Raw genomic sequence first — 12,614 nt, 5'->3', positions numbered from 1 at the left:
TGGATGCGGTGGATGCGCTCGATGCGGTGGACGACTTTGCGGCGGTGGCAGGGGTCACCGTCTGTGCGATCGCGGCGCCGCAGCTCATCGCCAAAACCAGACCGAGCGCTTGGCTCAGGGGCGTCAGCGCGGTCAGCGTCGTCACTGCGGATGTGCCGGTGCGCGCCATACGGGGGGTGACGCGGATGGTATTGCGGGCGGTATCACGGGCGGTATCGCGGGCGGACGTTCCGGGAGCGATGGAAGACAGAACGACGGGGGAGAAATTGGACATGGACAGACTTTCGGGAAGGCACGCGCGACTTCGGGTGGCTCCATCCCTCGATGAAGCCGGATGCCCGGCGATTCAACCCCGCCATCCGGGCGATGAATGGGTCGGGTCTGAAGGTGCCGCGGTGCCTGGGGATCAATGGAACTCCGCCATCCAGGCGGCGCGCGCCTGGCCAGGGACTGGCGGAAAACAGCGTTCGGCGGGTCGTCAGCGTTGATGGTTGCGGCGGTACCTACTGCGGACTAGCAGCGGCAGCGGCAGCGGCAACTGCAAAGGTAGCGGCAGCGGCAGCGGCAATGGTGACAGGGCGGCAGCAACCATGGCCGTCACACCGCAGCCCATCCACCTCGTCAGCCGCGGCTCACCTCAGGCTGAGTGCTGATCTGCGTATGGCCAGATTGGGCGCGCGGCAAAGACCGCCTCGCATCCGCCCAGGACCGTCACCCCATCCAGCGCCCGGCCACTGCAGCGGCAAGGGGCAAGGGGCATCACCAAGCTTGCTCACACACCACCCAAGGAGCGGTAACGAATGAGCCTGACCGGGTGAACACAGCCAAAGGGGTGCAAACCAGCGGGAGCTTCAGTCCCCCGCTAAGCCGCGCAATCGCATCAACGATCGACGACGACTCAGGCCGAAGGCGGAGCCCGCGCAGGGAGGCGCCAAACCTGGGCGACCGTTGCGCTATGGGGCTGGGGGGTTGCGACCGGATGGTCCGGCAGCAGAGCGGTCCAGGCCAGGGCCTGGACGACGGGGCCCAGCGCGGTGCTGAGCTGGTCCAGCAACTGGCAGTCGATGCTGCCCGGCAAGTGGCCGAGGCTGGGGGATTTGAAAGACACGCCCGCGCTGGACGTGTCGCTGAGGGAGGCAGAGAGGCTCACGCGCGGACCGGCGCTGCCCCCGTGCAAGGTTCGATGCACCAGCCCCAGGGACTGGAAGCCCAGCACCGACACCAGGCACAGCATCACCCACCAGCGCACCGCGGACGGCAGCGCCGACATGCCGGCAGCGGCATGGCGGGGGTGAGGCCGGCGAGCGGCGAAGGAGATGGACAGCATGGTCGAATTCAGAGCAGCCGTGATTGTGCCTGCAGAAAAGGCCGGCTGTCTGAAGTCACCGTGACAGGTCGATGCCTCAGGCCGAATCGGTCCTCACCAGTTCCCGGAATTTCTTGAGGAACTTGTCAACCTTCGGTGCCACCACAAAAGCGCAATAGCCCTGCTCCGGGTGATTCTCGAAATACCGCTGGTGGTAGGCCTCGGCAGGCCAGTAGTTCTGCTCCGGCTGCACCTCGGTCACCACCTTGCCGCCATGGGCAGCATTGGCCTCATCCAGCACCTGGCGAATTTCGCCGAGCTGGTCGGGGCGGTGATAGTAGATGCCGGAGCGGTACTGCGTGCCCACATCCGCGCCTTGACGGTTCAGCGTCGTCGGGTCGTGCACGGCAAAGAACACCTGCAGCAATTCGGTCAGGCTGACGACGGACGGGTTGAAGCGCACCCGCACCACTTCCGAATGCCCGGTTTGACCGGAGCACACCTGCTCATAGTTTGGATGCTGGACCTGACCATTGGTGTAGCCGGACTCCACGGACAGGACGCCTTTGACCTTCAGGAACACGGCTTCAGTGCACCAGAAGCATCCGCCGCCGAGGGTGATGATGTCCTCGGTGCGCGTCGCGGAGAGGTCTGCCGCCTGGCTGCCGGGGTGGGTGCCAGCGGGAGGGGTTGCGGTGCTCATTGCATCGTCCTTTCTTGCAGTGTTCTGCGCATATGGGGGCGCGGTCGCCGAAGCCAAGGTCGGCATCGCCTCACTGAGTCGCCAGCGACAGATCGACCTTGGGCGACCAGGCCTGACCAGTGCTGTCCTTGCTTTCGTGAAGCTTGGGCGACGCAAGGAACATGCGGGCATTCGGCACACCCTTGCTGATCAGCGCATCCCGCACCGCCACCGAGCGCTGCAGCGCCAGCTCGCGCATCTGTTCATCGGTGACCACGTAGCTGTCCAGCAGCAGTTCCCGCATGTCGGCGGGCGGCAGGTCCTTGGCCAGACCGAGGAAGTTGCGCGGCTTGTTGGGCAGCTTGCTGTTGTCGTAGACGACCTTGAGCAGGCGTTGCCGCTGGGCGTCGTCGAGGCTGATGGGGGTCGCAGCCGGTGGCGCGGTCCTCGCCGCCTGAGCGGCGGCTGTATCGCCAGAGGGGTCTGGCTCCCCGCCAGCGGACGAGTCACCGGAGGTTGCCGCCGAGCCTGCGGCCCGGGCCGCAGGCGCTGAGACGGGAGCCGGGGCCAGCAACTGCTGACGCCGCAGCTCGCGCCGACGCTCATTGATCATGGCGTCTTCCAGCCGCGCGGCCTGCGCTGCGCGCCGCTCCGCCACCGGATCCACCCAGCCGGTGATGCTCAGTTGCAGGCTGGGTTTTTCCTTGAGCACTTTGGCAACGTGATCCAGCGCCTGGTCCGTTGCGGCCGGCAGCGCAGCCGTGCCGGGATCAAACGAGAGGTGACTCATGTCCGCACCACCGCCCCCCGACAGCAGCGAGAACGGAGCGGTCAGCGCCTTGGCCAGCAGATTCACAATCAGCCGCCCGATGACCCCACCGACGCTGAACTCCGGGTCGTTGATCGAGCCGCTGACCGGCAGATTCACATCGATGACGCCGTTGCTGTCCTTGAGCAGCGCCACCGCCAACCGGACGGGCAGCTTGGTGGCGACGGGGCTGTCGATGCGGTCGCCGAAGCTGAGCTGGTTCAGGATGATCTTGTTGTCGGCCACAAGCTGCCCGCTGGGATCGATGCGGTAGTGCACGCGTGACGACAGCTTGCCCCGTTCGATGGCATAACCGGCGTACTTGCCGGCGTAGGGCGACAGCGGCGCCAGCTCAATGTCGGTGGCACTGGCGGTGATGTCCAGCGTCAGCGGCAGGCTGCCGGGGTTGATCTGGCCATTGACGTCCAGCAGCCCGGTGCCGGCCACGCGCCCCTTCAGCTGCAGCGGCGCCATGTCGCTGGCACCGGCGCTGAAGCGACCCAATGAACCGGTGAGATCGCTGATTTGCGCGGTGTAGTTGGGCTTGATGAAGCGGTCGGTGAAGTCCAGCCGGCCGGCGGTCAGCTGGGTGTTGTTGATGCTCAGGCGCAGCGGCGGTCCTGAAGCTGCTGCGGCGCCGGTAGCCGTCGCCGTGCCGCCCGGCGATGATCCCTCCCGCGCCGAGGGCCCGCTGCCGGCGGCGCTGACCGCACCGGACGCGCTGGCTGCGCTGGCCGCAGGCGTTCCCCCGGTTGCCGCAATCAGTGCGGACACGGGCTCCGACGCAGCCGCGCTCCCGGCCACTGCGGCAATGGCCTGACCCTGCGACGTCTGCCGCAGGTCGCGCAGGTTCAGCCGACCCTGTTCGTTGACGATCAGGCGCGCATAGAACTCGTCGAGACTGGCTTGCCGAATGGCAATGTCCGGCACGGCCGCAGGCGCCATCTGAAGCTTGAGGCCCGCCAGACGGAGCGCCTGCCAGCTCAGCAGATCCTCCGCCGAACGACGGCGTCCGTCCTGCAGACGGGTCTGGCGAAGCCGAAGATCCGACAGCTGCAGATCGCCGGACGCCTGCAACTGCGGACCTGCCGCCAGCAGCGCCAGCATCGCATCACCCTTGAAACTGCCTTCCGCCCGTTGCAGGTGAATGCCGATGGACGGATCGAGATAGGGGTCGGCCCAGTGCAGCGGCAGATGATCTGCCAGCACCTTGCCGGTCAGGCGCACGGGAGAGAAGGACAGTTGCCCCTCCCATTGCAGCTTCGCGGGATCACGGACGCTGCGGATCTTGGCGTCGGGACGACGGGTGATGAGCGACAGCCTGCCGGGGACTTCACCGCGCAGCTGTGCGCCGTCCCAGTCGAGACGCGCGAGACGCAGCGACAGCTCCTGAACGCCGATCGGGCGAATCGGCTCATCATCCAGCACATGGGTGGACTGATCCAGGAGCTGGACCTGACCGCCCTCCACGATCAGCTCGCCGAGCCGCAGGCGCCAGGGAACCGGCGTCGGCGCCACTTCGACGGCCGGGGCCGACCGGGCGGACGAGGCCGTCTCTCCGGCTTCCGGCGCTGCAGGATCCGACAGGCGCAGGACCGGCCGGCCCTCCGCCTTCACCCGCACCGGCGGCTTCACGGCAGCAGCCGGCGTCTGCCAGGCGGCCCAGTTCCAGGCGCCTCTGGCGTCCCGGGCCAGTTGCACCTGCGGCTCCTTCATCAGCAGCCGCCCCAGTTGCACGTCATGGCGGTTCAGCTCGACGGTCGCCTGATCCAGAGAGGCCTCAGCCAGGCTGATGGCCGGCTTGCCGCCGTCCAGCACGTCCACCTGCGTCAGACGGACGTCCTTCAGTCGCAAGGCGCCCGGATGTCCCTGCGCGTCCGCCCTGAACTGCCCTTGCGCAGCCAGCTCGCCGCGCACCTGAAGCGGCGTCACGCTGCGCAGATAGGGCGCGAGCCAGGCGAGCGCCACGCGGTTCAGCTCCCAGTCGACGTTCAATCCATTCGTAGCCGCCTGACCCGAGGCCTTCAGATTGGCGCTACCCCCACCGGTGGACGCACCCGACCCACTTCCTTTCAGCGATGCCGCTACGGTGATTGAAGCTGCCGGCGAGGCCAGTGGCCAATTCAGCGCCTTGCCCGTGACCGTCAGGTCCTGGAGTCGCCAGTCCCCGGCAGGCGACACCGCGGCGTCCAGCAAGGACACCCGCCCTTCCGTCAAGTCCAGCTCCCGGATACTCACCCGCCAGGCGCCCGGCGCTGGCTGGGACTGCACGACGGCACTCGCGGCTGCCGAGGCCGCCGGTGCCGGTGGCACCGGCGGCGCGGCTGCGACCCGCTCGCTGTCCTTGACCGCATCGCCCTGGGGCACTGGCAGCCAGATCTGACCGCTGGCTTCACGGGTCAGCTGCAGCGCAGGCGCCTCCACCAGCAGCCGATCCAGAAGCACCTGCCGCTTCAGCGGCTGCAAATCGGCCACGCCGACCCGTACGCGCTTCCATCGAAGCCAGTCGCTCCATCCCGCGGCGGCCGGGTCGCCGCTTCCGTTGGTCTCCGCCCGTCGCTGCAACGCCAGGTCCCGCACCTCAGCCGTTCCGCTGATCCCCAAACTTGGCGTCTGGTCCTTGGGCAGTTGGAACTTCACCGTCAGATTCGCATCGACCAGCCCGGAAGCCAGCCGCACCGGTAAGGTCCGGGGCCAGTAAGCCCGGTAGGCGGACAGATCGAGCGCGTCCATCTTGAACTGCAGGCTGGCGGTGCGTGTCTGTGCAAAAGGCTGGGCCTGCGCCTCGGTGCTGAAGGGCACGCCGTTGACCTGCCCCGACAAATGGGGGGCTACCGTGACCTCCACATCAGTATCCAGCGTCGAGATGAAGGGCAAGCCCAGCTGAAGGGCCGTCAGCTGGTGCGTCATGCCGGCGGCCCGGTCTTCCAGCTGCACCCGGCCGTTGCTCAGTTCCAGGTTGTAGAGCGCGAGCGGCGTCTCCCTGGACGATTCGTCCGGCTGGACCGGCCGACTGCGCAGCCGCGCCAGGATGTCATCCACATCGGTGTGCCCATGCCCAAGCAGGGTCAGGTGCACCGCCGGCTGCTCGACCTTGAGGGACGACACGATCGGCGTGAATCGCCACAGGGTGCGCGGGGAAAGCACGACTTCCACCCGCTGCACGGCCAGCAGATCGGGCGTTCCAGCCTGAGGACCGGCAATCCGCAGCCGGTCCAGCGTCAATGCCAGCCGCCACGGTGTGAAATGCGCCGCTTCCAGCGACACCTCCCGCCCCAGCTGCTGGCCGACCATCCGCACGCCTTGCCGCTCCAGCCAGAACGGCAGGGCCGCCCAGGTGATCAGCAGCAGGACGACCAGCAGCGACAGCAGTCCGAAGACGCTCAGGATCAGGCGACGAAGCCAACGGGGGACCGATTGGTTCCAGGCAGCGGTCCAGGCGGCGGGAAAGATGGAGGAAGACAAGGGCAAGTGGCGGCAGACGCAGGAGCACCGATTATGCTGGCGGGCTCAACACCTGACACTGATGAACGACCTCATCCACAGTGTGGCCGCCTGGCTGCTTCCCCCCATGGGGGCCGTTCCCCTGCTCCTGCTGGCGTGGTTCTGGCGCGCGCGGCGCGCCCGCCTGGCCCATGCACTCTTTGCCCTGTCCCTGGTGGCGCTGTGGCTGGGCAGCAGCGACCTGGGCGCCCAATGGCTGCAGGACCACCTGTTGGGACGGTATGAACCCCTCGCGCTGGACACCCTTCAGGAGGGCCCGCCCGAACAGACCGCCATCGTGGTGTTGGGCGCCGGGGGCCGTTTGATGGTGCCTGAATATCAATCGGCGCAGCTCAAGACCCTGTCGATCGAACGGCTGCGCTACGGCATCTGGTTGTCACGCCGCAGTCATTCGCCGCTTCTCTTCACTGGCGGCACCGGGCGCGCTGCCAGGCCGGGCCAACCCAGTGAAGCGGCTCTGGCCGACCAGCTTGCACGCGAACAATTCGGCTTCGAGCCTCGATGGCTGGAAGATCAGGCCTTCGATACCCGAGAGAACGCGCTCTACAGCGCACAGATGCTCAGGGGAACAGGGATCCGACGGGTGATCCTGGTGACCCACGATCTGCACATGCGGCGCGCCATGCGCGCATTCCGCTCGGCCCTGCCCCCGGACGTGGCACTGATCCCCGCCCCCGTCGGTCTGAGCGGCGATGGTTGGGAATGGCGCGACGCCTTGCCGTCCGCCGAAGGGGTCAACCGCGCTCGTTATCTGGGTTATGAATGGCTTGGCTGGATCGCCGGCCACTGATTCAGGCGGGACGCCCAAATAGAAACCCCTCCCCAACCGCATTGCGCCGGACTGGGAAGGGGTGGGCGGACCAGCCGCCTTTGGGGCTCCAAGGCGATCTGCCGAGGGGCTCCTGGCGCGCAGTGACTGCGCCAGAGGGAATGCCTCGAAAGGCCTCTATAGATTAGGCGGCAGCCCGGAGAGATTCAAGGCGCGCGAGCGCCCTTCCCCTCACTTCGTCCCTCACCTCGCCACGCACCGTAGCCCTCCAACCGGTGCCGCTCGCTCACCCGCCAAACAGGCGCTCATACAGGGCCTTCGCCCGTGCGGTCTGCTCCGCAGGCATCTCGATCACCCGGCCCCACTCGCGGGATGTCTCGCCGACCCACTTGTTGGTGGCATCCAGCCCCATCTTGCCTCCCAATCCGCTGACGGGAGACGCAAAGTCCAGGTAGTCGATCGGTGTGCTTTCCACCAAGGTCGTGTCACGCGCCGGATCCATTCGGGTCGTGATGGCCCAGATGACGTCCTGCCAGCTGCGAATGTTCACGTCCTCATCGACGATCACGATGAACTTGGTATACATGAACTGGCGCAGGTAGCTCCACAGCCCGAACATCAGGCGCTTCGCATGGCCGGGATACGCTTTGCGGATGGAGATGACCGCCATCCGGTAGCTGCATCCTTCCGGCGGCAGATAGAAGTCAACAATCTCCGGGAACTGCTTCTGCAGGATGGGAACGAACACTTCATTCAGCGCCACGCCCAGCACTGCCGGCTCATCGGGCGGCTTCCCGGTATAGGTCGAGTGATAGATCGCGCCATCCCGCTGGGTGATGCGGTTGACCTCGAACACCGGGAACCAGTCCTGCTCGTTGTAATAGCCGGTGTGGTCGCCAAACGGGCCTTCCAGCGCATGCAGGTAGCCGCCCTTTTCCTTTAGCGGCACTCCGTCCTCACTCACGCCGGTGAATCCTGGTGCGGCCGGCGGGATGCAGCCTTCCAGCACGAATTCCGCGCTGGCCGGCACCTGCAGCATCCGGCCGGCCTCCCCGACCTGCGTGTCGGCCAGCTCGGTCCGCGAGCCGCGCAGCAACCCGGCGAACTGATATTCAGAGAGCGTGTCCGGCACTGGCGTCACCGCCCCCAGGATGGTGGCGGGGTCGGCGCCCAGGGCCACCACGATGGGGAAAGGCTGTCCCGGATTCGCGAGCGCGAAGTCCCGAAAATCCAGGGCACCTCCCCGATGGGCCAGCCAGCGCATGATCAGTTGCCGGCGTCCGATCAGCTGTTGCCGATAGATGCCCAGGTTCTGACGCATGCGAGGCTGTGCCACCGTCTGCGGCCCCCGCGTCACCACCAGCCCCCAGGTCAGCAGCGGGCCGATGTCCCCGGGCCAGCAGGTCTGGATCGGCAGTTTTTTCAAATCAACATCACTGCCCTCCACCACCTGCTCCTGGCAGGGGGGACGCCGAACCACCGACGGCTTCATGTCCCACAGCGCCTTGGCCATCTGAGCCAGACGCCCCACATCCTTCAGACCCCGCGGCGGCTCCGGCTCTTTGAGGCTGGCGAGGAGTTGACCGACCTCCCTCAATTGAGTGGTCGACTCCGCTCCCATTCCAAGCGCCACCCTTCGTGGGGTACCGAACAGATTGGCCAGCACAGGTGTGCGGTATCCGCTCGGTTGTTCGAACAGCAATGCAGGGCCTTCTGCCTTGAGGACCATGTCGCTCAGGGCGGTCATTTCGAGCACCGGAGACACCGGCTCAGCGACGCGCCGCAGCTCGCCCATGCCCTCCAGAGCGCCGATAAAGTCACGCAAATCCCGATACTTCATAACTAAAAGAAATTTAGAAGAGGCCCCATCAGCTTGACGGGTTATTTTTGGTCCATAGAATCGCGCCCTGCCCTGACTTCAGGGTAATCCCGGTCTTCGCTTTGGGACAGCGAGACCGGCCCGCTGCCAATGGACGCCGGAAGTCCTGGTGCCGCTTCGGTCAATATTGACGATGGCGGCGCAGGTCAGAACCGGCCCATTATCGCCAGCCCTTGTGATGCCCTCTTCCGAGAGGTCACTGCCGGGGATGTCGGAGAAAGGAGTCGCATGACAGCGCGTTCGCAAGTTCTCTCCCTCTCGCTCCAGGCGCGTGCCGCCCTGGTTCTTTTCATCAAGGACATTGGCCAGGGTCTTCTGGTCGTCAGTCACAACACACTCGCCCTGCTGGGGTTCGCGGTTCTCGCCATTGGCGTCGTGTTCGCCAGTCAGGCGGACCTGCGCCAGGACACCGAAAGCAAGGTGCTCGGCTGGCTCAATGCTCGCCATGAAGCCCGGGTGGAAGCCTCCGGCGACGTGCTCGCCCTGATGGCCGAGCCGGAAGCCATCACCCGCGCGACTGCGGTGGATCCGAAGCAGCTGAATCGCCAACAGGCCGCGGTTGCACAGTACCTGGCCCGCCGTTACCGCGTGGCGCCGGAGCCTGTGAGCCGTCTGGTCAAGGAAGCGTATGACGTCGGTCAGCGTGCCCGGGTCGATCCCACGCTGATTCTGGCCATCATGGCCATCGAATCGGGTTTCAACCCGTTTGCCCAGAGCTCCGTCGGTGCGCAGGGCCTGATGCAGGTGCTGACCCGCGTGCATGACGACAAGTACGAGGCCTTTGGTGGCAACCTCGCGGCCTTCGACCCGATCACCAACCTGCGGGTGGGTGTGCAGGTGCTGAAGGAGTGCATCCAGCGCGCCGGCAGCATCGAGGAAGGTCTGCGCCGCTATGTGGGCGCCGCCAACCTGCCCGACGACACCGGCTACGCGGCCCGCGTGCTGGCCGAGCAGGATCTGCTGAAGATGGTGGTGGCCGGCCGCAATGTGTCGCCGAACGCACCGCGCCCGGCCCGTGAGGCTGCATCGTCGCCGACGCCCAATGCACCCAACGGCGAACAGGTCGCCATGGTGAGCCACACCACCAACTGATGCCCGCGACCCCTCCCCGCGAACGCGGCGGAGGTACACTCGGGGCTCGCGCAACTGGCGATCAGGCTGGGCAGCAACGCTCGGCCAAGGTGGGTCACCACCGGGGAGCGCGAACAACGTGTCATGCCGGCCATCCGGGCCACGTTGTCCGTGCCGTTCGCCTGGGCCGCCACTCGCCGTGGATGCAGGTTCGTCCCGTGTTGCTGATCTCGTTTCGGCCCTGCCTCCGGCGGGGCTGGATCCACACTGGGCGACGCTGCGGCCACGGCCGGGCGGCGCCAACCCTTGAGCCGACACCATCATGTTTGACCGCAATCAACAAACCCTCGCCAACGTGGACGCGGAAGTCTTTGCCGCGATCCAGCAGGAAACCCAGCGTCAGGAAGATCACATCGAGCTGATCGCTTCCGAAAACTACACCTCGCCGGCCGTGATGCAGGCGCAGGGCAGCCAGCTGACCAACAAGTACGCCGAGGGCTATCCCGGCAAGCGTTACTACGGCGGCTGCGAATATGTGGACGTGGTGGAACAGCTGGCGATCGACCGCCTCAAGCAGCTGTTCGGCGCCGAATACGCCAACGTGCAACCGAATTCCGGTTCCCAGGCCAACCAGGGCGTGTTCTTCGCGCTGCTGCAGCCGGGTGACACCATCATGGGCATGAGCCTCTCCGAAGGCGGCCATTTGACCCACGGCATGCCGCTGAACATGAGCGGCAAGTGGTTCAACGTGATCAGCTACGGTCTCAACGACAAGGAAGAGATCGACTACGACGCCATGGAAGCCCTGGCGCGTGAGAAGAAGCCCAAGCTGATCATCGCCGGTGCCTCGGCTTATGCCCTGCGCATCGACTTTGAACGCTTCGCAAAGGTCGCCAAGGAAATCGGCGCCTACTTCATGGTGGACATGGCCCACTATGCCGGCCTGATCGCGGCGGGTGTCTATCCGAATCCGCTGCCGCATGCGGACGTGGTGACCTCCACCACCCACAAGAGCCTGCGTGGCCCGCGCGGCGGCATCATCCTGATGAACGACGAGGCGATCGCCAAGAAGATCAACTCCGCCATCTTCCCCGGCATCCAGGGCGGACCGCTGATGCATGTCATCGCCGGCAAGGCCGTGGCCTTCAAGGAAGCGCTGACGCCGGAATTCAAGGCGTACCAGCAACAGGTGGTGGCCAATGCCAAGGTGCTGGCGGACACGCTGATCGAGCGCGGCCTGCGCATCGTCTCCGGCCGGACGGAAAGCCACGTGATGCTGGTGGACCTGCGTCCGAAGGGCCTGACCGGCAAGGAAGCCGAAGCCATCCTGGGCGCGGCGCACATGACCTGCAACAAGAACGGTATTCCGAACGACCCGCAAAAGCCGATGGTCACCAGCGGTATCCGTCTGGGCACGCCGGCCATGACGACGCGCGGGTTCAAGGAAGAGCAGGCGCGCCAGACCGCCCACCTGATCGCCGATGTGCTGGACAACCCGCACGACGAGGCCAACCTGGCCAAGGTGCGCGCACAGGTGGCTGAACTGGCCCGCCAGTTCCCGGTCTACCGCTGAGAGGACCGCGCGCATGCGTTGCCCATTTTGCGGCCATGGCGACACGCAGGTGTCGGAAACCCGTGAGTCCGATGAAGGTGACGTGGTGCGCCGGCGCCGCCGGTGCCAGTCCTGCGACAAGCGCTTCACCACCTATGAACGGGCAGACATTGCCCTGCCGATGGTGGTGAAGAAGGACGGCACCCGGGCCGACTTCGATCCCGCGAAACTGCGTGCGTCGATGGCACTGGCCTTGCGGAAGCGGCCGGTGAGCATCGAGCAGGTGGATGCGGCGCTGGAGCGCATCCAGGAAAAGCTGCTGACCAGCGGCGCGCGCGAGGTCGCATCGACCAAGCTGGGGGAACACGTGATGCGTGAACTCAAGCGAATCGACAAGGTGGCTTACGTGCGCTTCGCGTCGGTGTACCGCAGCTTCGAGGATGTGGACGAGTTCCGGCAGTTGATTCGGGATATTTGATGGGTACGCTGCTGCTCAACCCGTCCGCCATCGAAGTTGAGGCAAACTTCAAACTGGCTTGAGCGCATGGTGCTGGATATCTCAGAAGTGGCAAAGCAGTCGGGTGTCGCAGCCTCTGCGCTGCGTTACTACGAACGCAAAGGACTCATTCGCTCGGTGGCGTCGGAGGGCGCCCGGCGCAAGTTCGGACCTGGCGTTCTCGACCGGCTGGCGCTCATCGCGCTGGGTCAGGCTGCCGGGTTCTCCCTGGACGAGATCCGGACGATGCTCACGGATGGCGAGCCCGCAATCGACCGGACCATGCTGGCAGCAAAAGCGGATGAACTCGAAGCGACGGTCGCGCGCATGCGAGCCATGATTAATGGCCTTCGCCACGCGATCGACTGCCCCGCAACGAGCCACGCAGCCTGCCCGTCGTTCCAGAAGCTCCTGAAAGCGGCGGCCTCCGGTGCGCTCGAGAGTCGCCAACGACAGCTGGCGCCGCCGTCGGAGACGCTGAGCCGCAAACGTAGAAGTCCGCGAGGCTAGCCTGGCTTGGGAATGAGCAGCAGCTCACGCCCTCCAG

The 12,614-nt window shown here is 66.0% G+C and carries 10 protein-coding genes and 1 riboswitch; of the genes, 5 read left to right on the top strand and 5 right to left on the bottom strand.

The window, feature by feature from the left end:
• The 4 genes from FHS28_RS01930 to FHS28_RS01915 form a co-directional block, all read right to left on the bottom strand.
• A partial coding sequence (locus FHS28_RS01930) for a hypothetical protein (RefSeq protein ID WP_184294001.1) occupies positions 1-274 on the bottom strand: 274 nt, incomplete at its 3' end.
• Positions 275-898: 624 nt separating this feature from the next.
• Positions 899-1,327, bottom strand: a complete 429-nt coding sequence (locus tag FHS28_RS01925) for a hypothetical protein (RefSeq protein ID WP_088449342.1) — start codon at positions 1,325-1,327, stop codon at positions 899-901.
• Positions 1,328-1,403: 76 nt separating this feature from the next.
• A complete protein-coding gene (msrA, locus tag FHS28_RS01920) occupies positions 1,404-2,009 on the bottom strand; it encodes a peptide-methionine (S)-S-oxide reductase MsrA (protein WP_088449343.1) in 606 nt (201 codons plus the stop codon).
• 70 nt (positions 2,010-2,079) lie between these two features.
• Positions 2,080-6,261 (bottom strand): DUF748 domain-containing protein, encoded by a 4,182-nt coding sequence (locus FHS28_RS01915; RefSeq protein ID WP_184293998.1) that lies wholly within the window; start codon positions 6,259-6,261, stop codon positions 2,080-2,082.
• Positions 6,262-6,322: 61 nt separating this feature from the next.
• Here FHS28_RS01915 and FHS28_RS01910 point away from each other — a divergent pair, with 61 nt between their 5' ends.
• Positions 6,323-7,090 carry a YdcF family protein gene (locus FHS28_RS01910; RefSeq protein WP_184293996.1) on the top strand — a complete coding sequence of 256 codons (768 nt, stop codon included), beginning with the start codon at positions 6,323-6,325 and terminating at the stop codon, positions 7,088-7,090.
• Between the two features lie 265 nt (positions 7,091-7,355).
• Here the strand turns inward: FHS28_RS01910 and FHS28_RS01905 are convergent, their stop codons facing one another.
• Complete coding sequence (locus FHS28_RS01905; RefSeq protein ID WP_088449346.1) at positions 7,356-8,909, bottom strand: UbiD family decarboxylase domain-containing protein; 1,554 nt, start codon at positions 8,907-8,909, stop codon at positions 7,356-7,358.
• 267 nt (positions 8,910-9,176) lie between these two features.
• Between FHS28_RS01905 and FHS28_RS01900 the strand changes: the two genes are divergently transcribed.
• From FHS28_RS01900 to FHS28_RS01885, 4 genes are all read left to right on the top strand, one after another.
• Positions 9,177-10,040, top strand: coding sequence for a lytic transglycosylase domain-containing protein (locus FHS28_RS01900; RefSeq protein WP_088449347.1), 864 nt, complete (start codon positions 9,177-9,179; stop codon positions 10,038-10,040).
• A 40-nt stretch (positions 10,041-10,080) separates the two neighbouring features.
• Positions 10,081-10,214, top strand: a riboswitch (ZMP/ZTP riboswitch).
• Positions 10,215-10,341: 127 nt separating this feature from the next.
• On the top strand, positions 10,342-11,592 hold the full coding sequence (glyA, locus tag FHS28_RS01895) for a serine hydroxymethyltransferase (protein WP_088449348.1): 1,251 nt from the start codon (positions 10,342-10,344) through the stop codon (positions 11,590-11,592).
• Between the two features lie 13 nt (positions 11,593-11,605).
• On the top strand, positions 11,606-12,049 hold the full coding sequence (gene nrdR / locus FHS28_RS01890; RefSeq protein ID WP_058935056.1) for a transcriptional regulator NrdR: 444 nt from the start codon (positions 11,606-11,608) through the stop codon (positions 12,047-12,049).
• Positions 12,050-12,121: 72 nt separating this feature from the next.
• Entirely contained in the window at positions 12,122-12,577 is a 456-nt protein-coding gene (locus FHS28_RS01885) for a helix-turn-helix domain-containing protein (RefSeq protein WP_088449748.1), read from the top strand.
• The last annotated feature ends 37 nt before the right edge of the window (positions 12,578-12,614 follow it).

This window comes from Roseateles terrae (genome assembly GCF_014192155.1).
Taxonomy (GTDB): domain Bacteria; phylum Pseudomonadota; class Gammaproteobacteria; order Burkholderiales; family Burkholderiaceae_C; genus Roseateles; species Roseateles terrae.
This window is presented reverse-complemented; position numbering and strand designations above follow the sequence as displayed.